The sequence below is a fragment of the Nannocystis pusilla genome, assembly GCF_026626665.1.
In the GTDB taxonomy this organism is placed as follows: Bacteria; Myxococcota_A; Polyangia; order Nannocystales; family Nannocystaceae; genus Nannocystis; species Nannocystis pusilla.
The window spans coordinates 11,048,533-11,069,841 of record NZ_JAPNKE010000002.1; the positions used below are offsets into that span (position 1 = coordinate 11,048,533).

Here is a 21,309-nt window from a genome sequence, read left to right on the forward strand (position 1 = left end):
TCGCAGGAGACAGGGCGCAGGGGGACGGGGCGGCCTTACAGCTTCGTGAGGTCGCCGTAGGTCTCGGGGCGACGGTCGCGGTAGAACTGCCAGACTTGCCGGACCTCGTCGATCACCGACAGGTCGAGGTCGGCCACCACCAGCTCGTCGTTGTCCTCGCTGGCCTCGGCGAGGAACTTGCCGCGCGGGTCGACGAAGTAGCTGTGGCCGTAGAACTTGCCGATGTTCCACGGCGCCTCGGTGCCGACGCGGTTGATCGCGCCGACGTAGTAGCCGTTGGCCACCGCGTGCGCCGGCTGCTCCAGCTTCCACAGGTACTGGCTCAGGCCCGCCACCGTCGCGCTCGGGTTGAACACGATCTCGGCGCCGTTCAGGCCGAGGGCGCGCGCCCCTCCGGGAAGTGCCGGTCGTAGCAAATGTAGACCCCGATGGTCGCGAACTGCGTGCGGAAGACCGGGTAGCCGAGGTCGCCCGGCTTGAAGAAGAATTTCTCCCAGAACCCCGAGGTCTGCGGGATGTGCTGCTTGCGGTACTTGCCGAGGTACGTGCCGTCGGCGTCCACCACGGCCGCGGTGTTGTAGTAGACGCCGCGCATCGCCTCCTCGTAGAGCGGCACGACGATCGCCATGCCGAGCGACTTCGCGTACTCCTGCATCAGCGCGGTCGTGGGCCCCGGAATCGGCTCGGCGGCCGCGTACCAGCGGCGGTCCTGGCCCGGGCAGAAGTACGGTCCGTTGAAGATCTCTTGCAGGCAGAGGATCTGCACGCCGCGCCGGCCGGCTTCCTTCAGGAAGGGCAGGTGCTTGTCGAGCATGGCCTGCTGGATCTCCTTGACCGGGACACTCTCGTCGTTGATGGGGTTACTGCACTGGATGAGGCCGCAGCGAACGGTGGGGTTCATCACTCGCGACTCTAGCTCGAGAACAGGCGGCTGTTGGCGCCCGAATGCGCTGCAATTGCGCGGTTCGCGGGTGCTTTCGGCGGGGACTTGCGCCGGCATGGAGGAGCAGAGTACTAAGGCGAAGATCCCCGAGTGGGGCCGCCAGGGCCCCGTTTCGTGACGATCGCTTCATGCCGCGCCAGGGCCCCGGGCCCTGTACCACCGGCGGAACCCTGGTTCCAGCCAGGGCCCCAAGGCCCTGATTCTCGCTCCCACGGCCCCTGCGGGGGCCAAACCCTGGTTCTCTCAAGCCCTGTTCGAGCCTGATCTACGAGTCGGGGGACGCACCCCACGGAGACCGCGATGACCTGTACCAACCTGCGCTTCTTCTTCGCCAGCGCGCTGGCGCTTTCCTTGACCACCGTCGCCTGCGGCGACGACAGGGGCGACTCGGCCACGGCCAGCGAGAGCGCCACCACGGCGCCCACGACGACCGAGGCGACGATGGGCGACTCGACGACGACCAACACTCCGACGACGACCGAGCCGACCGCCGGCACGGCCGGCGACTCCGAGACCGGCACGACCTCCCCGGAGAACCCGACGACGACCACCACGACCGCCACCACGGTCACCACCGGCTCGCTCTGCAACGACCCCGAGGACCAGCCGATCAACAGCCCCTGCACCGACAACACCGGCTGCGGCTGCGACACCGAGAAGTGCTTCGTCGTCCCCGCCCTCGGCGGCTTCTGCGGCGAGTGCCTCGGCGACGCCGACTGCGCCCCCGGCGGCTGCTCCGTCCCCAACCCGATCGCCGGCGTCGGCGCCACCTGCAACATGGGCGGCCCCGGCGAGGGCTGCGAGACCAACGCGGTCTGCGTCGACGCCGACAACGGCATCTGCGGCACGCTGCTCGAGGTCCCCGGCATCATCAAGGTCGCCACCTGCGGCCAGTGCACGGTCAACGCCGACTGCGCCGACCCGGCGCTGCCCAACTGCACGCCGACCTACGACGTGCCCAACTTCAAGGGCAAGCTCGACTGCGTGGCCGACGGCTCGGTCCCCAACAACCTCGGCTGCTCGCTCGAGGACGACGGCGGCAACCCGGCCGGCAACAAGGCCTGCATGTCGGGCTTCTGCGGCGAGGCCAGCGTCATGGGCCTGCTGAAGCTCGGCGTCTGCGGCGAGTGCAACTCCGACGCCGACTGCCCGATGGGCCAGATGTGCAGCGACCCGGCCGTCGACCTCGACATGGGCGCGCTGGTCGGCTCGGTCTGCATGTGATCCGAGCGCCACGGCGCCTGTCCTGAAGGCCAGGCGCCGCCGCTTTTGCCAAGCTGGCGAGATGAGCGCGTACCGATCGCTGCGCGAGTGCGTGACCGACCTGGAGCGGCACGGCCACCTCGCGCGCGTCGACGTCGAGGTCGACCCGTACCTCGAGGCGGCGGAGATCCAGCGCCGCGTCTTCGAAGCCGGCGGCCCGGCGCTGCTGTTCCCGCGGGTCAAGGGCAGCGCCTTCCCGATGGTCTCGAACCTGTTCGGGACGGCCGAGCGCACGCGGTTCTTGTTCCGCGACACGCTGGCCCGCGTGAAGCAGCTGGTGGCCCTGCGCGGCGACCCCGGGGCGGTGATGCGCCGGCCGTGGCGCTACGCGGGCCTCGTGCGCACGGCCTGGCACGCGCGGCCGAAGTTCGGCGGCTCCGGCCCGGTCATGGCGCGGGAGATCCGGATCTCCGACCTGCCGCAGCTGGTGTCCTGGCCGCTCGACGGCGGGCCGTTCATCACCCTGCCGCAGGTCTACAGCGAGGACCCCGAGCGGCCCGGGTGGATGAAGAGCAACCTCGGGATGTACCGCGTGCAGCTCGGCGGGGGCCGCTATGCGCAGGACCGGCAGATCGGGCTGCACTACCAGATCCACCGCGGGATCGGGGTCCACCACGCGGCGGCGATCCGCAAGGGCGAGCCGCTGCGCGTCAACATCTTCGTCGGCGGCCCGCCGGCGCTGACGCTGGCGGCGGTGATGCCCCTGCCCGAGGGGCTGCCGGAGCTGGCGTTCGCGGGGGCGCTGGCGGGGCGACGGGTGCGGATGGTCCAAAGGCCAGGTGCGCTGCCGTTCGCCGGCGAGGCCGACTTCGTCATCTGCGGCACGGTCGACCCCGAGCTGCGCCTGCCCGAGGGGCCGTTCGGCGACCACCTCGGCTACTACAGCCTGGCGCACGACTTCCCGGTGCTGCGCGTCGAGAAGGTGTACGCGCGCGCCGACGCGATCTGGCCGTTCACGGTGGTCGGCCGGCCGCCGCAGGAGGACACCCAGTTCGGCGCGATCATCCACGAGATCACGGGGCCGGCGATCCCGGCGGTGATCCCCGGGGTCCACGCCGTGCACGCCGTCGACGCGGCCGGGGTCCACCCGCTGCTGCTGGCCCTCGGCAGCGAGCGCTACACGCCCTACGCGCCGCGCGACCGGCCCGCCGAGCTGCTGACGCAGGCCAGCGCGATCCTCGGCCAGGGCCAGATGTCGCTGGCCAAGGTGCTGATGATCGCCGCGGCCGACGACGCCCCGAATCTCGACCTGCACGATGTGACAGGTTTCTTCGGACATGTCCTCCAGCGCGTCGACTGGCGCCGCGACCTGCACTTCCACACCGAGACGACCATCGACACGCTCGACTACTCGGGCGGCGGGCTCAACGTCGGTAGCAAGGTGGTGATCGCGGCCGTCGGCGCGCCGCGGCGCCCGTTGCCGGTCGAGGTGCCGGCCGACCTGCGGCTGCCGCCGGGCTTCTCCGACCCGCGCGTGTGCATGCCGGGGGCGCTGGCGGTGACGAGCCCGGCGTGCACGGTGGCCGGCGACGGCGCGCTGCAGCGGTTCTGCGCCGCGCTGACGCCGGAGGACGCGATCAACCGCTTCCCGCTGGTGGTGCTGGTCGACGACAGCGAGTTCGTGGCGCGCACCACCAACAACTTCCTGTGGGCGACCTTCACCCGCATGAACCCGGCGGTCGACATCGAGGGGGTCGGCGCGCGCACGGTCCACAAGCACTGGGGCTGCGAGGGCGCGCTGGTGATCGACGCGCGCCGCAAGCCGCATCACGCCCTGCAATTGATCGAGGACCCGGCGGTGACCCGCCGAGTCCTCGAATGGGCGGCCCCGGGCGGGCCGCTTCACGGGCTGTTCTGAGGGATCGACTCAGACGCCGCGCTCGAGCTCGACGTCCTTGATCTCGGAGCCGAAGAACGAGCCGGTGACCGTGCACTGGTAGGACGGGAACGCGTCACAGTCGCCGCCGCAGGACTGGGCGTTGAACAGGACGAAGTCGCCGGTGATCTTGTGACCCTTGATCGAGATCGCTACGTCCAGCGACTTGGTGGTGGTGGTGGTGGTGTTGTCGCCCGGATCGTCGACCTGGACGGAGTCGCCCTCGAACGTGTAATCCGTGCCGGCGCGCGAGCCGATGAGCACGTCTTCCCCGTACTCGAGGAAGAAATCGTCGGCGTCGGTGGCGAAGATCTGGATCGTGCTCGCGGCGAAGAACGTCGTCGAGTCGCGAAGGTCCGGGTTCGTGCCGCAGTCCGCGCCCTCCACCGAGGGCAGGAACGTGATCTTGTAGATCCGGTATTCGCCGGGCTTCACCTGGCAAGCGCTCAGGGAGGCCATGAGGCCGAGGGCCGCGACGGCCGAGAAGATGCGAGAGGGGTTGCGCATGCGCGGCATCCTACTCAAGGGAAGGGCCCAGGGGGAGAATTGTGACAGCGTACGCAAGCGCGTTCGCCCACATTTGCGGCCCGGCGTCCGGCCCTGAAGGTTGGAAATCTCCGGGTCTGCGTGGTCGTGTTATAGGAAGACATGGCGCTGTTTCGCCCGACAGGATTGTCGTTTGTGGTCGTGTTGTCGGCGCTGCCGGCCTGCGGCCAGGACCCGGCCACGACCACGGAAGCGTCGACGTCCAGCACGGACACGACCGATGCACCGGCCACCACCGCGACGACGGCGGATGTGCCAGCGACCGGCACGACCACCACGAACGAGCCGACCACCGGCGACGAGACCAGCAGCACTGGCACGACCGGCGGCGAGCCGCAGCAATTGGTCCCGGTGGCCCATACCCGCGAGTTGCGGGCCGTATGGGTGGCGACGGTGTCCAACATCAACTTCCCCAGCGCGACCGGGCTGTCCGCGGTGGCGCTGCAGGACGAGCTGCTGGCGCTCCTCGATACCGTGCAGGCCGCGGGCCTCAATACCGTGGTCTTCCAGGTCCGGCCGGAGTGCGACGCGGTCTATTCGTCGGACCTGGAGCCGTGGAGTCGTTACCTCACAGGCGAACAAGGGGAGGATCCCGGGGTCGACCCGCTGCAATTCTTGATCGACGAGGGCCACGCCCGCGGCGTCGAGGTCCACGCCTGGCTCAATCCGTACCGCGCGAAGGCCAACGCCAACCACGCCCTGGCCGACAATCACATCGCGTCGCTGCTGCCCCAGTACGCCTACAAGTACTCGACCTTCCTTTGGATGGACCCGGGCGCCAAGGAGGTGCAGGACCAATTGCTGGCGGTCGTCGCCGATCTGGTGACCCGCTACGACGTCGACGGCATCCACTTCGACGATTACTTCTATCCGTACCCGGTCGACGGGGTCGACTTCCCCGACGACACGACCTGGGAGGCCTATCAGGGCGGCGGCGGGCAGCTGTCGCGTGCCGACTGGCGGCGCGACAACGTCAACGCGATGGTCCAGGCGGTCGGCGACACGGTCGCCGACATCGCCCCGCACGTCCGCTATGGCATCAGCCCGTTCGGCATCTATCGCCCCGGGATCCCCGAAGGCATCAGCGGCTTCGATCAATACGAGGGCCTCTACGCCGACCCGCTGCTGTGGATGCAGGAAGGATGGGTCGATTACCTGGCGCCGCAGCTGTACTGGCCGACGACCCAGGCGGCCCAGGCGTACGGCAAGCTGATCGAGTGGTGGTCGAGCATCACCGGGGGCGGGCGCTACATCTTCGCCGGCAACTACCTGAGCAAGCTCGGCACCGAGGACAAGTGGTCGCTCGACGAGTTCAAGCAGGAGATCCAGCTCAGCCGGCAATACGCGGACCAGGGCTCGCAGGGCAACATCTTCTTCCAGATCGCGCCGCTGCAGGACAACCTGCTCGGGGTCACCGACGCGCTGCGGGCCGAGTTCTACGCCACGCCGGCCCTGACGCCGCCGATCGCGGCGCTCGTCGACGAGGTCCCGGCGCCGCCGACGGTCACGCTCGAGGGCTCGCAGGCGACGCTGGCTCACGCCGACGCGGACAGCCTGCGCGCGTGGGTGGTGTACGCGCAGTCGGGCCAGGAGTTCGTGATCGACCGCATCGTGCCGGCGCAGACGGCGAGCATCGACCTGGCCCCGGGGACATGGGCGATCAGCGCCGCCGGCAAGCACAACGTCGAGAGCGCGGGCGTGCTGGTGACGGTGCCCTGATTGCGAGCCGCGCCCGCCGGCACGGACCGGCGGGCCGGCGGCTCACTCGCCGCCGTCGTACATGGCCTCGATGAGCGGGCCCCACTGCTTCTCGATGACCTTGCGCTTGAGCTTGAGGGTGGGCGTGAGCTCGCCGTGGTCGGGGCTGAGGCTGCGCGGCAGCAGCTTGAACCTGCGGACCTGCTCGACCCGGGCGAACTGCTCGCCCGACTTCTCGACCCACTTGCCGATCTCGGCCAAGAGCGCCGGGTTCTCGTGCAGCGGCTCGTCGGCGGGCAGGCCCTGGGCGGCGAGCCACTTGGCCGCGGCGGCGCGGTCGAGCGCCAGCAAGGCGCTGAGGAACTTGCGCCGGTCGCCGATCACGACCGCCTCCTCGATCAGCGGGCTCTCCTTGAGCGCGGCCTCGAGGTTCTTCGGGGCGATGTTCTTGCCGCCGGCGGTGATGATGATCTCCTTCTTGCGGCCGGTGATCGAGAGGAAGCCGTCGGGGTCGAAGGCGCCGAGGTCGCCCGAGTGCAGCCACCCGTCCTGCAGCGCCTCGGCGGTGGCGGCGGGGTCCTTGTAGTAGCCCTTGAAGACGCTGGGGCCGCGCACGAGGATCTCGCCGTCCTCGCCGAGCCTGACCTCGAGGCCAGGAATGGGGCGGCCGACGCTGCCGAGCTTGGTGGCGCCGGGGATGTTGAGGCTGGTCGGGCCGCAGTCCTCGCTCTGGCCGTAGACCTCGGCGACGACGACGTCGAGGCCGGTGAAGAACTCGAGCACGTGGGCGGCGATCGGCGCGGCCCCGGACACGCAGGCGCGGGCGCTGCCGAGGCCGAGCGCCGTCTTGAGCTTGCCGAGGACCAGGCGCCGGGCCAACAGGTGCTGGGCGCGCAAAGTCAGCGGGACGGGGCGGCCGCGGGTGGCGAGGGCGTGGTAGCGGCGGGCGACGTCGGCGGCCCAGGTGACCAGCTGTTTCTTGGGACCTGTCACTTGAGACAGGCGGGCAGCGACCGCGGCGTGGAACTTCTCCCAGATCCGCGGCACCCCGAAGAAGACGGTCGGCTGGACCTCCTTGAGGTTGTCGGGCACGCGCTCGAGCGCCTCGGCCCAGTAGATGGCGTGGCCGCAGCAGGCCGGGCCGTGCATCGACAGCATCTGCTCGGCGATGTGCGACAGCGGCAAGTACGACAGCAGGCGGTCGTCGGGGCTGTTCTCGACCAGCTGGACGAGCACCTCGGTGGTCCACAGGACGTTCTTGTGCGACAGCATGACGGCCTTCGGCGGGCCGGTCGTGCCGGAGGTGTAGATGTACGTGCTGGTGTCGTCCTCGTGCAGGCCCGACAGCCGCTCGGTCAGCGCGGCCTCGGGCACGGCGTCGGCGCGGGCGAGGAACTGCTCCCACGACAGGACGAGCGGGTCGTCGATAGCCGGCGCGCCCTGCATGAGGACGATGTGGCGCAGGCCGGGCAGCTGCTCGCGTTGCGCGGCCAGCTTGTCGTACTGGGCGCGGTCCTCGACGACGACCAGCGGGGCCTCGGCGTGGTGGACGATGTACTGCACCTCGCCGGCGGAGCAGGTGGTGTAGATGCCGGCCGGGACGCCGCCCGCGGCCATGGCGGCGAAGGCGGTGATGGCCCACTCGGCGCGGTTGTAGGCGAGGATGCAGACGCCCTGGCCGGGCTGCAGGCCGAGGCCGATCAGCGCCCGCGCGGCGGTGCGGACCTGGTCGTTGTATTCGCGCCAGCTGGTCGGCCGCCAGGCGCCGTCCTTGCGCACGTAGTAGGCCGGTTTGTTCGGGTGGACCTGGCCCCGGGCGAAGAAGCGGGCAGGGATGGTATCGACGGCCACGGCGTGCTCCTGGCGAGAGGTTGTTTGAGTTTATTTAGAGGCCCATCTGCTTGGCGGCGAGGTCCTTCATGATCTCCTCGGCGCCGCCGCCGATGGCGAGGACCTTGGTCTCGCGGTAGATCCGCTCGACCTTGTTGCCGCGGATGAAGCCCGCGCCGCCGAAGATCTGCACGCCCTCCTTGGCGCAGAACTCGACGCACTGGGTGGCCGCGTTCTTGAGCATGCAGATCTCGGCGATCGGCCACTCGCCGGCGTCGATGCGCCGCGCGAGCGCGTACAGCCAGGTGCGCACGGGGTAGATCCGCGTGGCCATGTCGACGAGCTTGTGGCGGATGACCTGGCGGGTGGCGAGCGGCTTGCCGAAGGTCTCGCGCTGGCGCGCGTAGGCGATCGACTCGTCGAGGCAGACCTGGGCGAAGGCGACGGCCATGGCCGCGATCATCAGGCGCTCGCGGTTGAAGTTCTGCATGATGCCGAGGAAGCCGTGGTTCTCCTCACCGAGCAGGTTGGCGGCGGGGACCCGGCAGTCGTCGAAGTAGAGGGTGGCGGTGTCGGAGCACCACCAGCCCATCTTCTTGTCCAGGGCGGTGCGGGTGAAGCCGGGGGTGCCGGCCTCGACGACGAGCAGCGAGATACCGCCGAGGCCCGGGGCCCCGGTGCGCACCGCGACGGTGACGAGGTCGGCCTGCATGCCGGAGGTGATGAAGGTCTTGCTGCCGTGGACGACGTAGTGGTCGCCGTCGCGGCGGGCGACCGTCTTGAGGTTGGCGACGTCGGAGCCGCCCGAGGGCTCGGTGACCGCGAGCGCGGCGACCTTGTGACCGGCGAGGACGTCGGGCACAAAGCGCCGCTTCTGTGCGTCGTCGCCGAGGTTCAAGATCGGCGGGAGGCCGATGCCGTGCGAGAATAGGCCGGCGATGAGGCCGCCGGCGCCGGTGCGCGCGAACTCCTCGCACAGGATCACGAGAGAGGTGCTGTCGCCCGGGCTGCCGCCGAGCTCCTCGGGGAAGCCGAGGCCGAGGATCCCGAGCTCGCCGGCGCGGCGGTAGAGCTGGCGCGGGAAGCCGCCCGCCTCCTCCCAGGCGTCGATGTGCGGCATGACCTCGCGCTCGATGAATCCACGCAGGGTGCCGCGCAGCGCTTCGCGGTCGGCGTCGTCGAGGACGTACATTTTGCGGCCGACTTTATCACGACCGCATCGAGGACGGGCGTGATGATTGCGACCGCGTCGCTCGTGGCGTTCACGAGAGCGCGTCGGACGATCGCGAGACGAAGATCGCGGCCGCTCGCGCGACGCGTCGAGTGAGCGGCGCCGACGAGGGCTGGCTCAGGCCACGAGGTGTATGCGCTGGCGAGCTTCGGCGGGCGAGGCAATCTCGCGGCCGACTTCGCGAGCGCTGGCGACGAGGGCCTCGATGAGCCGGCCGTTGCTGTCGGCGCGGCTGCCGTCCGGCAGGTAGAAGGTGTCCTCGAGGCCGGTCCGCAGATCGCCGCCGAGCTCCGCGGCGCGGCGATGGATGGCCCAGATCTCCTCGCGGCCGATGGCGGTGACCTCCCAGCGCGAACCCGGCTTGATGTACTTGAGCAGGAACGGCAAGAGGTCGGGGTCGGTCGGCATGCCGGAGGCGACGCCGGTGACGAAGTTGTAGTGCGGATGCTTGGCGAGGCCGACGTCGACGTAGAGGCCGACCGAGCGGACGATGCCGAGGTCGAAGCACTCGAACTCGGGGGCCGTGCCGCACTCGGCCATGACGTCGAGGAAGGCCTTGACCTTCTCGACGGGGTTGTCGAACACCATCGGCGGCCAGGCCCAGGTGCCGTCGCTCTTGGCCTTGAGGTAGTTGAGGCTGCCCGCGTTGCACGCGGCGATCTCGGGCTTGATGGCGCGCAGGCACGCCACAGGGCCGCTGATGTCCTCGCCGACGACGCCGGTGGTCATGTTGAAGATGAGGTCGGGACACTCGGCGCGGATGGCCTCGCGCACGGCGACGGCGACCTCGGGCTCCCACGACGGCAGAAAGCCCATGCCGGGCTCCTGGCGCCGGAAGTGGACGTGCACGACGGAGGCCCCGGCGTCCCGCGCCTGCCGAGCGGCGCGCGCGAGCTCCTCCGGCGTGACCGGGACAGGGTGCTGCTTGGGGTTGGTGAGCACGCCGGTGAGGGCGCAGGTGACGATCGCTTTGTCGTGGGTCATGGCGGAGTCCAGGCGAGGATCATCGAGCTTGCGATGGACGAGCGAGCGCGAGGGACGGGGAGAAGATGAAGGCGAGCGCTTCTTCGTGGTCGACGGTCGCTTCGAGGCCGGACTCGACCGCGTGCCAGCGGCGCTCCACCTCGGCGAGCCATGCGACCTCGTGCCTAATGGCAAGCGATTCGTCACAGGCGGGCCGAGCTGGCGAGCTTGGAGGCGAGGCCAGGCGCTTGGCGTTGCGATAGGTCACGGTGGGAAACGCCGGTTCGGGTCTTGGCGCTGATGGAGGAGCGCCACGATCAACACTTGCTCCCGCGATACGATGCGATAGACGAGGACGTAGGGAAAATCAGGGACGAGCGCCCGCCGGAGCTGCGGGGTTCGCCAAACCGCCCAGCGTGCTGGTGCCTCGGCCAGGTCCTTTACGGTCGCATTGACAGCGGCGAGGAGGCGTTGCGCGAGACCTGGCCCCTGGGATAGGTAGTAGTCGACCGCGCGATCGAAGTCGTGGCCGGCGCGGCGAGACAGGCGGACGACGACCTCGGAACCTCGCATGGTTCAGGGGCCGTGGCGGGCGATCTTGGCGTTCAATTCGGCCTGAACGATCTCCCAATCGACCAGCTCTTCTTTGCCCTCCTCGATGTCGCGGAGGCGGCGGAGGACCTCTTGATATTGGGCCTCTTCGACCTCGGGCGGGACGGGATCCTCGAGGACGCGCCGCGCGATCGCGCGGCGCTCGTCAGGCGGCAAGGCCATCAGGTCGTTGAGGATCCGGGCGGCGCTCATGACTGCACCTTAGCACGCCTACGCGGCGGCGGAGGCGGCGCCGGGTTCGGGGCCGTCGTCGGGGGTGACGACTGCGAGGAGGCGGCCTTGCGGGACCTGATCGCCGGGCTTCACCTTGACCTCGGTGACGACGCCGGCGACGGCGACCGCGAGGGCGTTCTCGATCTTCATCGCCTCGAGGGTGACGAGGGTCTGGCCGCGGCGGACGCGGTCGCCGACCTGGACGTGGACGGCGACGACGCGGCCGCTCGTGGGCGCGAGCAGGTTGCCGTCGCCGCCGACGTCGGCCTCGGCCTCGGCGCCCTTCGGCGGCGGCTCGACGAACTCGGCTTGCACGCCGCGGGCCTCGAGGAACAGGCGCTCGCCGACGACGGCGGCGTGGACGGTCTCCTGCACGTCGCCGACGAGGACGCGATAGACGACGCCGTCGCGGCCGAGCACGCGCACGGGCAGGGTGACGCCGTCGACGGTGACCGTCGTGATGCCGCTCGGGTCGAGGTCGACCGCCAGCTCGCGCTCGCGCTCACCTGTCCGAAGGGACAGAGGGAACGCGGCCCGGCCGGCGCTGCGCCACGGGCTGTAGTCCCCGCGGACATGTCCCAAAGTCCAGATGGTGGCCGCGATCGCCCACGCGCGGGCGTCGGGCTCGGGGCGCGCGGGTGCGGGCAGGTGCTCGTCGAGGAAGCGGGTGGTCGCGCCGCCGGCGGCGAACACCGGGTGCTCGAGGATGTCGGCGAGGAAGCGCTTGTTGTTGGCCAGGCCGAGCAGGACGCTGCGGCCCAGCGCGCTGACGAGGCGCCGGCGGGCCTCGTCGCGGGTGCGGCCGTAGGTGATGACCTTGGCGATCATCGGGTCGTAGAACGGCGAGACGGTCTGCTGGCGGTGCAGGCCGTGGTCGACGCGCACGCCGTCGCCGCTCGCGGGCTGCCACGCGACCACCTCGCCGGCCTGCGGCAGGTAGCCGGCGTACGGGTCCTCCGCGTAGAGGCGGACCTCGATCGCGTGGCCGCGCAGCTCGATCTGCTCCTGCGTCAGCGGCAGCGGCTCCCCGGCGGCCACGCGCAGCTGCCACGCGACCAGGTCGAGGCCGGTGACCAGCTCGGTGACCGGGTGCTCGACCTGCAGGCGGGTGTTCATCTCGAGGAAGTAGAACTTGCCATCCGCATCGAGCATGAACTCGACGGTGCCGGCGCCGACGTAGTCGATCGAGCGCGCGGCGAGCACCGCGGCGGCGCCCATCTCGGCGCGCAGGGCCGGCGACACGGCCGGCGACGGCGATTCCTCGACGACCTTCTGGTGGCGGCGCTGGACCGAGCAGTCGCGCTCGCCGAGGTGGATCGCGTTACCGTGGCTGTCGCCGAACACCTGGATCTCGACGTGGCGGCCGCTGGTGATCGCGCGCTCCAGGATCAGCTCGCCGCTGCCGAACGCGCTCTCGGCCTCGCTGCGCGCCGACGCCAGCGCGGCCGGCAGCCCGTCCCAGTCGCGGACCATCCGCATGCCGCGGCCGCCGCCGCCGGCCGCCGCCTTGATCAGCAGGGGCAGGCCGATGCGCTCGGCCTCGGCGGCGAGGCGCTCGGCGGACTGGCCCGCTTCGCTGCTGTCCTGAAAGCCAGGGATGCACGGGACGCCGGCGGCGATCATCGCCCGCTTGGCGGCGGCCTTGTTGCCCATCGCCCGGATCGCCGCCGGCGAGGGGCCGATGAACACGAGGCCCGCGTCGAGCACCGCCTGCGCGAAGCCGTCGTTCTCCGACAAGAAGCCGTAGCCGGGGTGGACCGCGTCGGCGCCGGCTTGCTTGGCCGCGGCGATCAGCGCCGCGACGTTGAGGTACGACTCTCGCACCGGCGGCGGGCCGATCCGGACCGCGCGGTCGGCCAGGCCGACGTGCGGGGCGCCGGCGTCGGCGTCGCTGTAGACGGCGACGGTGCGGTAGCCGAGGGCGTGGGCGGTGCGGATGATCCGGCAGGCGATCTCGCCGCGGTTGGCGATCAGGATCGTGGAGAAGGTCATTGGTCGTTCCAGGCGGCGTTGCGCTTCTGAATGAATGCGAGCATGCCCTCGACGCCCTCGGAGCCGCGGGCGGCGCGGGCGAAGTCGTCGGCGGCGAGGTCGAGCAGGGCGGACAGGGCGTCGCCGTGCGGCGCCCCGCTGGCGGCCAGGACCAGCCGCTTGGTGGTGGCGACCGCCTCGGGGGCGCAGCGGCCGATGTCGGCCAGGACCTTCGCTACCTGTCCTTCGAGACCTGCCCGATCGGTCACGTGGTGGACCAGCCCGAGGCGCAGCGCCTCGCCGGCGGTCAGCGCCCCGCCGGTGACCGCGAGCCGGCGCGCCTCGCTGTAGCCGACGCGGCGGACGATGAACGGCGCGATCTGGGCCGGCGGCACGCCGAGGCCGGTCTCGGGCAGGCGCAGCTTGGCGTCGTCGGCGGCGACCGCGACGTCGCTGACGCAGCACAGGCCGAAGCCGCCGCCCATGACCGCGCCCTCGAGCACCGCGACGATGGCCTGCGGGGCGTCCTCGATCTGCTGCAGCATGCTGCCGAAGATCCGGTTGGTCGTCGCCAGCGGGTCCTTGCCGTCGGGGCCCGGCTCGGCCCCGCGGGCGCCGGCCATGTCCTTGATGTCGCCGCCGGCGCAGAAGTTGCCCCCGGCGCCGCGCAGGACCACCGCTCGCACCTCGCGGTCGCCGGCGATCGCGGCGAACACCGCCTGCAGCTCGCGCACCATAGCGAACGACATCGCGTTGCGGGCCTCGGGCCGGTCGAACGTGACGTGCAGGCGCCAGCCGTCGCGGCGCAGCAGCAGCGTCTGGCACTCGGGCAAGGTCGTCTGGGACATGTCCTTTCAGCCTTTTCCGGGCAGGATGCCCTCGAGCTTGGCGATGATGCCGAGCATGACCTCGTCGGCGCCGCCGCCGACGGAGATCAGGCGCGAGTCGCGGAACATCCGCGAGATCTTCGATTCCCACATGTAGCCCATGCCGCCCCAGTACTGCAGGCAGCTGTCGGCGACCTCGCGGCCGAGGCGGCCGGACTTGAGCTTGGCCATCGAGGCCAGGCGGGTCACGTCCTTGCCGGAGATGAACAGCTCGGCGGCGCGGTAGATCAGCGCGCGCAGCGACTCGACCTCGGTGAGCAGCTCGGCGATGCGGAAGTGGACGACCTGGTTGTCGAGGATCGACTTGCCGAAGGCCTTGCGCTCGCGGGTGTACTTGACCGTCTCGGTGATCGCGGTCTCCATCGCGGTCAGCGAGTTGGCGGCGCCCCACAGCCGCTCCTCCTGGAACTGCAGCATCTGCAGCATGAAGCCTGCCCCCTCGGGGCCGATCGCGTAGCGCTGCGGGACGCGGACCTCGTCGAAGAAGATCTGCGCGGTGTCGGACGACCACATGCCGAGCTTGTGCAGCTTGCGGGCCCGCTCGACGCCCTTCGAGTCCAGCGGGACGACGATGAGGGTCTTGTTCTTGTGCGGCTTGTCGTCGCTGGTGTTGGCGAGGCAGCACATCCAGTCGGCCTGGATGCCGTTGGTGATCCACATCTTGCCGCCGGAGATGACGTAGTCGTCGCCGTCCTTGCGGGCGTAGGTCTTGAGGCTGGCGACGTCGGAGCCGGCGCCGACCTCGGACACGCCGATGCAGCCGACCAGGTCGCCGGCGATCGACGGGGCCAAAAACTCCTTCTTGAGCTCGTCCGAGCCGAACCGCGCGAGCGCAGGCGTGCACATGTCGGTCTGCACGCCGATCGCCAGCGACACGCCGCCGGCGTCGACGCGCCCGAGCTCCTCGGCCATCACCAGCGCGTACGAGTAGTCGAGCGCCGAGCCGCCGTACTCGGTCGGCTTGGTCAGGCCGAGGAAGCCCTCGTTGCCGAGTTTCTTGAAGAGCTCGTGCGCCGGGAAGATCCGCGCCTCCTCCCACTCGTCGCAGTAGGGGTTGATCTCCCGGGCGATGAACTTGCGCAGGCTGTCGCGCAGGAGGTCGTGCTCGTCGGTGAACAGCGGCATGTCTGGGCTGGCTCTCGGGTCAGGTGGTCAAAAGGACAGGCGAAGACGACGAAGTCGTGAGGTCACAGTCGGGCGACGCCGAAGGAGTTGGGGCGGACGCGGCGGGCCTCGCCCTCGCGGCAGACGGCGAGCGCCAGGGCGAGCACGCGGCGGGTGTCGCGGGGGTCGATGAGGCCGTCGTCCCACAGCCTCGCGGTGGCGTAGAGGGCGGTCGACTCGGCGTCGAGGCGGTCCTTGATCGACTTGCCCATCTGCGCCATCGCGTCGGCGTCGGGCTTGACGCCCATGCGCGCGAACTTGGCGGTGGTGATGATCTCCATGACCTTGGCCGCCTGCTCGCCGCCCATCACGGCGATCCGGCTGCCCGGCCAGGCGAACACGAACCGCGGGTCGTAGGAGCGGCCGCACATGCCGTAGTTGCCGGCGCCGAAGCTGCCGCCGAGGATGACGGTGAGCTTCGGGACGTCGGCGTTGGCGACCGCCTGGATCATCTTCGAGCCGTGCTTGACCATGCCGGCCCGCTCGGCCGCGGTGCCGACCATGTAGCCGGTCGTGTTCTGCAGGAACACCAGGGGGTGCCGCTCTGGCAGCACAGCTGGATGAACTGCCCGGCCTTGGTGGCGCCGTCGGGGTTGATGGGGCCGTTGTTGCCGAGGATGCCGACGGCGTGGCCCTCGATCTGGGCGTGGCCGCACACCGTCGCCGAGCCGTACAGCGCCTTGAACTCGAAGAAGTCGCTGTCGTCGACCAGGCGGGCGATCACCTCGCGGACGTCGTAGGGCTTCTTGAAGTCGACCGGGACGATGCCGAGCAGGTCCTCGCCGTCGTAGCGCGGCGGGCGGTGCGGCCTGGTCGAAGGTCATGTGCGAACCGGCTCAGCGGAGCGCGCTGGAGGTTGGCCAGCAGCTCGCGCGCGAGGTGGATCGCGTGGGCGTCGTTCTCGGCCATGTACTCGGCGGTGCCGGTGACCGTGGCGTGCAGCTCGGCGCCGCCGAGCTCCTCGTCGGTGGCGACCTCGCCGAGCGCGGCCTCCACGAGGGGCGGACCGGCGAGGAACACCTTGGCCTGGCCGCGCACCGCGATCACGTAGTCCGACAGGCCCGGCAGGTAGGCGCCGCCGGCCGTGCTGCTGCCGTGGACGATCGTGATCTGCGGGATGCCGGCGGCCGACAGCCGCGCCATGTTGGCGAACACGCGGCCGCCGTCGACGAAGATCTCGGCCTGATAAAGGAGGTTGGCGCCCGCGCTCTCGACGCAGGAGATGATCGGCAGCTTGTGCTCGAGCGCGATCTCCTGGGCCCGCAGGCTCTTGCGCAGGCCCATGGGAGAGATCGCCCCGCCCTTGATCGCGCTGTCGCTGGCGCTGACGATGCACCGCACGCCGGACACGACGCCGATGCCGACGATGCAGCCGCCGCCGCTGGCGTCGCCCCGGCCGTCGTCGTCGTGCATGTTGAAGCCGGCGAGCGTCGACAGCTCGAGGAACGGCGCGCCGCGGTCGAGCAGCCGCGCCACGCGGTCGCGCGGGAGCAGCTGGCCGCGCTTGGCGAACTTCTCGGCCTGCTTGCCCGAGTTGTCGCGCACGCGCTGCTCGGCGGCGCGGAACTCGTCGATGAGCTTCAGCTGGGCGGCGCGGTTGCTCTGGAACTGGTCGCCCTGGAGGTCGATGCGGGACGTGAGCACGGGCATGACTGGCTGGCCTTTAGCGCAGGTTGTCGGGGAGCTCGGCGCGGTGGAAGCCCTCGTACGGCCTGGAGCGATCGTGCTCGCTCGCGGGCCACACCGCGCTGGGATTGGGGGCGGCGCCGTCGACCCGCAGCGTCGAGCCGCTGATGAACGCGGCGGCCTCGCTGAGCAGGAAGACGATCGCGGCGCTGACCTCCGCCTCGGTGCCGAGGCGGTGCAGCGGGACGGCGGCCTTGAGCCGCGGCAGCAGGCCCTTCAGCATGTCGGGGTCGTAGTTGTCCATGCCGGACGAGGCGATCCACCCCGGCGCGACGGCGTTGACGCGCACGCCCGAGGGCGCCCACTCGACCGCGGCGGTCTGGGTGAAGTTGACCATGCCGGCGCGCGCGGCCCGGAGTGGCCCATGCCCGGCATCGACCGCCACATGTCGGCGACGATGTTGACGATCGCCCCGCCGTGCTCGGCCATCGACTGGGTGTAGACCTCGCGGGCGAACAGGAAGCCGCCGACGAGGTTGGTGCGCACCACCGTCTCGAAGCCCTTCTGCGAGATCGCGGCCAGCGGGGCCGGGAACTGCCCGCCGGCGTTGTTGACGAGCCCGTCGACGCGCCCGCGCGCGGCCACGATCGCGGCGACCGTGGCCTTGACCTGCGCCTCCTCGCGGATGTCGCACGCGTGCAGCGAGCAGGCGCCGCCGTCGGCGACGATCTCGGCGGCGGTGGCCTCGAGCTTGGCGAGCTTGCGACCGACGAGCACCGGGTGGGCGCCCAGCGCGGCCAGCTCGTGCGCGGTGCAGCGACCGATCCCGCTGCCGCCGCCGGTGACGACGATCGTTTGCCCGGCGAACAGCCCCGGACGAAAGACGGAACGGTACCCGCTCATGGCGCCGCATCGTACACAGCCGCGGGACCAGGGGAAGCGGGAAATCGCCGCCGGGCGCGGGGAGGGTCCCGGGAACGACGTATGCGCTGACGTGGGGGTAGGGCGGATCGAACCCGCGTCGGCGAGTAGATTTTCGCGGCGCGGGCCGGAGGCGCCGCGGGCGTCGAAGGCGCCGGTAGATTGTGGTAGGCAGGCGTCATGAGCGACATCAGCCTGGAAAAGTTCACCGAAGAGATCCGCGCGAAGGTCGGCGCCGACTCGGGCCTCAAGGCGACGATCAAGTTCGTGTTCTCCGACTCGCAGGTGCTCTACATCGACGGCGAGAGCACCCCCAATACGGTCGACAACACCGACCGCCCGGCCAAGTGCACGGTCAAGGTCTCGCTCGAGGACTTCGCCAAGCTGGCGTCGAAGAAGCTCGACCCGACGACCGCGTTCATGACCGGCAAGATCAAGATCGAGGGCGACATGGGCGTGGCCATGCGCCTCGGCAAGCTGTTCAACTAGCGAGCAGGTCGGCGCAGGGGCGCGGCTCAGCTGCAGCGCCCCAGCGCCGCCCGCACGCGGGCACGGTCCTCGGCCGCGTCCGCGGTCGTCGCGGCCGCGAGCGCCTGCTCGAGGCCCAGCGCGGCGACGTCCTCGCGCGTCAAGGCGAGCGGCAGGGCCTGCTCGAGCGCACCCGACCATGCGCCGCGCTCGCCGGGCCCGCTGCCCGGGGCCAGCAGCGCACGGGCCAGCGCCGACGCGGGGTCGGGCTCGTGCAGGCGGTCGCCGATGTAGACCCACCGGCCGTCCTGCTCGGCGAACGCGTGCGGGTCGAGCCCCAGGCCGACGTCCTCGCGGGCGAGCAGGCGCAGGGCCGCCGCGTAGGCGGACGCGAGCCGCTGCAGGTGCCGCGGGCGCTCGGCCGCGGGCGCGCCGCGCAGCTCGGCGCCCAGCGACTGCAGGTCGGGGACGATGTGCCACAGGACGTCGGCGTCGTCGCCGACCGCGAGCGCGACCGCGATCCCGGCCGGCAGCAGGGGGCCGAGCCGCGCGGCCCGGCGCACGTGCTCGCGGAGCGCCTCGCGCCCGCGCTCGCGCTCGGCGAACCGCCACTCGGGGCGGGTGCGCAGGCGAAAATCAGATGACTTGAAAGACATGTCGTTTCGAGCATGTCCTTCGAGACCTGGCACATGAGTCATGGGGTGGGCGGCGATCCGCTCGAGCACGCCGCGACCGCCGGGGACCGGCCACACGTGCCCGGACGGGAGCTCGGGCCCGGGGCGCGGCGGCAGATCGACCGGCGGGAGGCGAGCGACCGTGGGCGGGGGCGGGAGATGCAGGTCCTCCGGCACGGTGCCGCTCGGGAGCGCGGCGACCTCGGGCGGGTCGTTGGCCGGGCGCGGCTCGATGAACATCGCCGACACCGGGACGGCGCCGCCGCGCGCACGCTCGGCATGTGGCCTTTCGGACATGTCCGAAAGGCTGGTCTGCAGCGGCGCCCGGGCCCGCGCGGTCGCCTCGCCGTGGGCGCCGGCGGCCAGCTGGGTGGCCAGCTTCTGCGAGCGGATGTAGACCACCCGGCCTTCGTCGACGAGGGCCGCCGGCAGGGCGCGCCGGTCCTCGTCCTCCGGGCTGCGGCGCTCGCCGACGCTGCGACCGGCGCCGACCGCCTCGATGCCCTGCAGGGCCGCGCGCAGCTCGTCGGCGGTGCCGGCCCTGCCGAGGATCGCGTCGACGCCCTCTTTCGCCATGCGCCGCTTCATCTGCCGCACGGCCGCCCGGATCGCGCCGATCGCCGTCTCGCGCACGCCGATGCCGGCCGAGGCCTGGGCGCTGACGACGGGCGTGTCGTAGCCGAGGCCGAGCGCCGCGCTGAGCTTCTGCGGCGACATGGCGTTCGCCAGGTCCTGCTTGTTGGCCTGCACGACCAGCGGCACCGAGCGGGCGTTCGTGGCCAGGTGCTCGCGCAGGCTGTCGAGCATCTCGCGCGCGGCGTCCGGACCCGAGGCGGCGCAATCGCACACGAGGACGACGACGTCGGCGGTATGCAGAATGTGCGCCCGACGCGGATCGAGGCTCTTGTGGCCGGGGACTGTGACGACCTGGACCTGTAACGGGTGGCCGTCGATCATGCCGCCGTCGAAGCTGAACCAGTCGAAGTAGATCGTGCGCCCGGTGGCCGCGGGATGGACCTGCAGCTCGTTGCCGGGCTTGTTGCCGAAGATGCGCGCCAGCTGCTCGACGTTGGTGGTCTTGCCCGCGCGCCCCGGCCCGTCGTAGACGACGCGAATGACGATACGGTCGCGGTCTCGTTCGTAGACAGCCATGACCGGTCCTTTCTCGTCACCGCGCCGGCAGCTCGAGCGCGCCGAGCTGCGCGCGCAGCATCGCCCACCCGAAGCCGACGCTGATCGTGCGATCGGTGACGAGGAGCAGCGCGCGCCGGCGATCGCCGAGGAGTTTGCCGAACAGGTAATGATCGCTCGCGGTCAGCTGGACCTCGTGCAGCCGGCCGCCCGCCAGCCGGCTCGTGCCACCGAACAGCTCGCGCGCCGCGGCGCTCAGCGCCGCCTCCGACGTGGGCCCGGCAGCCTTGCGGCGATGGTGGCCGAGCAAATCTCCGCCCTCGACCGCCACGAGGGCGCACGCGAGCGCGCCCTCGACCCCCTCCGTCAGGCGCCGGCACGCGTCGTCGAGCGCGTCGTCGCGGGCCCGGGCCTGCTCGCGCCCGGCGCCCAGCCCGGTCCAGGACGGCTCCTCGGCCGGCTCGTCCGGCGCCGCGACGAACTCGTCGCTCTCGCCGAAGTCGCCCAGCTCGAACACCGCCGGGGTCTCGTCCGCGCCGCGGCCTTCGTGCAGCTCCTCGTCGAGCCGGCTCAGGCTGGCCAGCAGCAGGTGATCGAAGGGCGCGTCGATGGTCGGCGTGATCCCGTCCTCGAGGCCGGTGGTGTGCAGCGCCCCGGTGGAGGCGGCCAGGATCGCCCGCAGCGCGACGCACCGAACTGCTCGCCGTGCGAGGCGCCGACGATCTCGCCGCGGCGGAAGTGGATCTTGCTCGCCGACTGGCCCGCCGCGGAGACGACGATCGTGACCGAGCGCTGCGCCATGTGGAACATCTGCGCCACGTCGATCAGCGACAGCCCGTGGACGCTGCCGACGAAGCCGGTCTCGCAATCGATCGCCTTGTGGATCGATCGCAGCAGCTCGACCGGGGTGAACGGCTTGATCAGCACGTCGATGGCGCCGAGCTCGGTGGCGAAGCTGGTGGTCGCGGGCCGAGGCGTGGGCGCTCATGAGAATGGAGCGAGTCCGCCGGGACACGCTCGGCAGCAGCTTGAGCAGGTCGAGCCCGTCCGGGCCGCCCAGGCGCAGGTCGGTCAGCACCACGTCCGCCGGGCGCCGGGCCAGGGCCGCCAGGGCCGAATGCACCGAGGGCGCCGACGCGACCTGAAAACCGTGGCCTTCGAGCTCGCGCGTGAGCTCGCCGCGAAAGTGGGAATCGTCCTCGACGATGAGCAGCGAAGTCAAAGTAAAACTCCAAATGCGGGGCGTCGACGCGCGAATCGCATGTCGTCGCCCCGGCTCAGGGTGTGTGAGC

General features: G+C 71.0%; 17 protein-coding genes and 4 pseudogenes. 4 read left to right on the forward strand and 17 right to left on the reverse strand.

Going from position 1 to position 21,309, the window contains the following annotated elements; genetic code table 11:
* Window positions 1-35 precede the first annotated feature (35 nt).
* Window positions 36-901, reverse strand: a pseudogene (locus OV079_RS59925) (nitrilase-related carbon-nitrogen hydrolase).
* Window positions 902-1,243: 342 nt separating this feature from the next.
* On the opposite strand from OV079_RS59925, the gene OV079_RS48870 reads away from it, so the two are divergent.
* The gene (locus tag OV079_RS48870) at window positions 1,244-2,167 is read left to right on the forward strand and encodes a hypothetical protein (RefSeq protein WP_267777142.1); all 924 of its coding nucleotides are present in this window, start codon (window positions 1,244-1,246) and stop codon (window positions 2,165-2,167) included.
* Between the two features lie 61 nt (window positions 2,168-2,228).
* On the forward strand, window positions 2,229-4,064 hold the full coding sequence (locus tag OV079_RS48875; protein WP_267777145.1) for a UbiD family decarboxylase: 1,836 nt from the start codon (window positions 2,229-2,231) through the stop codon (window positions 4,062-4,064).
* Between the two features lie 9 nt (window positions 4,065-4,073).
* Here OV079_RS48875 and OV079_RS48880 read toward each other — a convergent pair whose 3' ends face one another.
* On the reverse strand, window positions 4,074-4,589 hold the full coding sequence (locus OV079_RS48880) for a hypothetical protein (protein WP_267777147.1): 516 nt from the start codon (window positions 4,587-4,589) through the stop codon (window positions 4,074-4,076).
* Window positions 4,590-4,763: 174 nt separating this feature from the next.
* On the opposite strand from OV079_RS48880, the gene OV079_RS48885 reads away from it, so the two are divergent.
* Entirely contained in the window at window positions 4,764-6,347 is a 1,584-nt protein-coding gene (locus OV079_RS48885) for a glycoside hydrolase family 10-like protein (RefSeq protein WP_267777149.1), read from the forward strand.
* Between the two features lie 42 nt (window positions 6,348-6,389).
* Here the strand turns inward: OV079_RS48885 and OV079_RS48890 are convergent, their stop codons facing one another.
* The 11 genes and pseudogenes from OV079_RS48890 to OV079_RS59935 form a co-directional block, all read right to left on the reverse strand.
* Window positions 6,390-8,177: an AMP-dependent synthetase/ligase gene (locus OV079_RS48890; protein WP_267777152.1), complete on the reverse strand. Its 1,788-nt coding sequence runs from the start codon at window positions 8,175-8,177 to the stop codon at window positions 6,390-6,392.
* 34 nt (window positions 8,178-8,211) lie between these two features.
* Window positions 8,212-9,348: an acyl-CoA dehydrogenase family protein gene (locus OV079_RS48895; RefSeq protein WP_267777154.1), complete on the reverse strand. Its 1,137-nt coding sequence runs from the start codon at window positions 9,346-9,348 to the stop codon at window positions 8,212-8,214.
* A 156-nt stretch (window positions 9,349-9,504) separates the two neighbouring features.
* A complete protein-coding gene (locus OV079_RS48900; protein WP_267777156.1) occupies window positions 9,505-10,371 on the reverse strand; it encodes a beta-keto acid cleavage family enzyme in 867 nt (288 codons plus the stop codon).
* Between the two features lie 19 nt (window positions 10,372-10,390).
* Window positions 10,391-10,618, reverse strand: a complete 228-nt coding sequence (locus OV079_RS48905; protein ID WP_267777158.1) for a hypothetical protein — start codon at window positions 10,616-10,618, stop codon at window positions 10,391-10,393.
* A complete protein-coding gene (locus OV079_RS48910; protein WP_267777160.1) occupies window positions 10,615-10,923 on the reverse strand; it encodes a type II toxin-antitoxin system RelE/ParE family toxin in 309 nt (102 codons plus the stop codon). The genes OV079_RS48905 and OV079_RS48910 overlap by 4 nt, the downstream gene beginning before the upstream one ends.
* A gap of 3 nt (window positions 10,924-10,926) precedes the next feature.
* Entirely contained in the window at window positions 10,927-11,154 is a 228-nt protein-coding gene (locus OV079_RS48915; protein ID WP_267777162.1) for an addiction module protein, read from the reverse strand.
* Between the two features lie 18 nt (window positions 11,155-11,172).
* Window positions 11,173-13,167, reverse strand: coding sequence for an ATP-binding protein (locus OV079_RS48920; protein ID WP_267777164.1), 1,995 nt, complete (start codon window positions 13,165-13,167; stop codon window positions 11,173-11,175).
* Window positions 13,164-13,994 carry an enoyl-CoA hydratase/isomerase family protein gene (locus OV079_RS48925; protein ID WP_267777165.1) on the reverse strand — a complete coding sequence of 277 codons (831 nt, stop codon included), beginning with the start codon at window positions 13,992-13,994 and terminating at the stop codon, window positions 13,164-13,166. Before OV079_RS48925 ends, OV079_RS48920 begins: the two co-directional genes overlap by 4 nt.
* Window positions 13,995-14,000: 6 nt before the next feature.
* A complete protein-coding gene (locus OV079_RS48930; RefSeq protein ID WP_267777166.1) occupies window positions 14,001-15,158 on the reverse strand; it encodes an acyl-CoA dehydrogenase family protein in 1,158 nt (385 codons plus the stop codon).
* Window positions 15,159-15,220: 62 nt separating this feature from the next.
* A pseudogene (locus tag OV079_RS59930) lies at window positions 15,221-16,847 on the reverse strand (acyl-CoA carboxylase subunit beta).
* Between the two features lie 13 nt (window positions 16,848-16,860).
* Window positions 16,861-17,726: pseudogene (locus tag OV079_RS59935) on the reverse strand (SDR family oxidoreductase).
* A gap of 198 nt (window positions 17,727-17,924) precedes the next feature.
* Here OV079_RS59935 and OV079_RS48950 point away from each other — a divergent pair.
* Window positions 17,925-18,233, forward strand: a complete 309-nt coding sequence (locus OV079_RS48950) for an SCP2 sterol-binding domain-containing protein (RefSeq protein WP_267777170.1) — start codon at window positions 17,925-17,927, stop codon at window positions 18,231-18,233.
* A 26-nt stretch (window positions 18,234-18,259) separates the two neighbouring features.
* On the opposite strand, the gene OV079_RS48955 is transcribed toward OV079_RS48950, so the two are convergent.
* The 4 genes and pseudogenes from OV079_RS48955 to OV079_RS59940 all read right to left on the reverse strand — a co-directional run.
* Complete coding sequence (locus OV079_RS48955; RefSeq protein WP_267777172.1) at window positions 18,260-20,038, reverse strand: ADP-ribosylation factor-like protein; 1,779 nt, start codon at window positions 20,036-20,038, stop codon at window positions 18,260-18,262.
* 16 nt (window positions 20,039-20,054) lie between these two features.
* Window positions 20,055-20,534, reverse strand: coding sequence for a hypothetical protein (locus OV079_RS48960; RefSeq protein ID WP_267777174.1), 480 nt, complete (start codon window positions 20,532-20,534; stop codon window positions 20,055-20,057).
* Window positions 20,535-20,587: 53 nt separating this feature from the next.
* A complete protein-coding gene (locus OV079_RS48965; protein ID WP_267777177.1) occupies window positions 20,588-20,944 on the reverse strand; it encodes a DUF4388 domain-containing protein in 357 nt (118 codons plus the stop codon).
* A 46-nt stretch (window positions 20,945-20,990) separates the two neighbouring features.
* Window positions 20,991-21,239, reverse strand: a pseudogene (locus OV079_RS59940) (response regulator); the annotation flags it as partial.
* Between the last annotated feature and the right edge of the window lie 70 nt (window positions 21,240-21,309).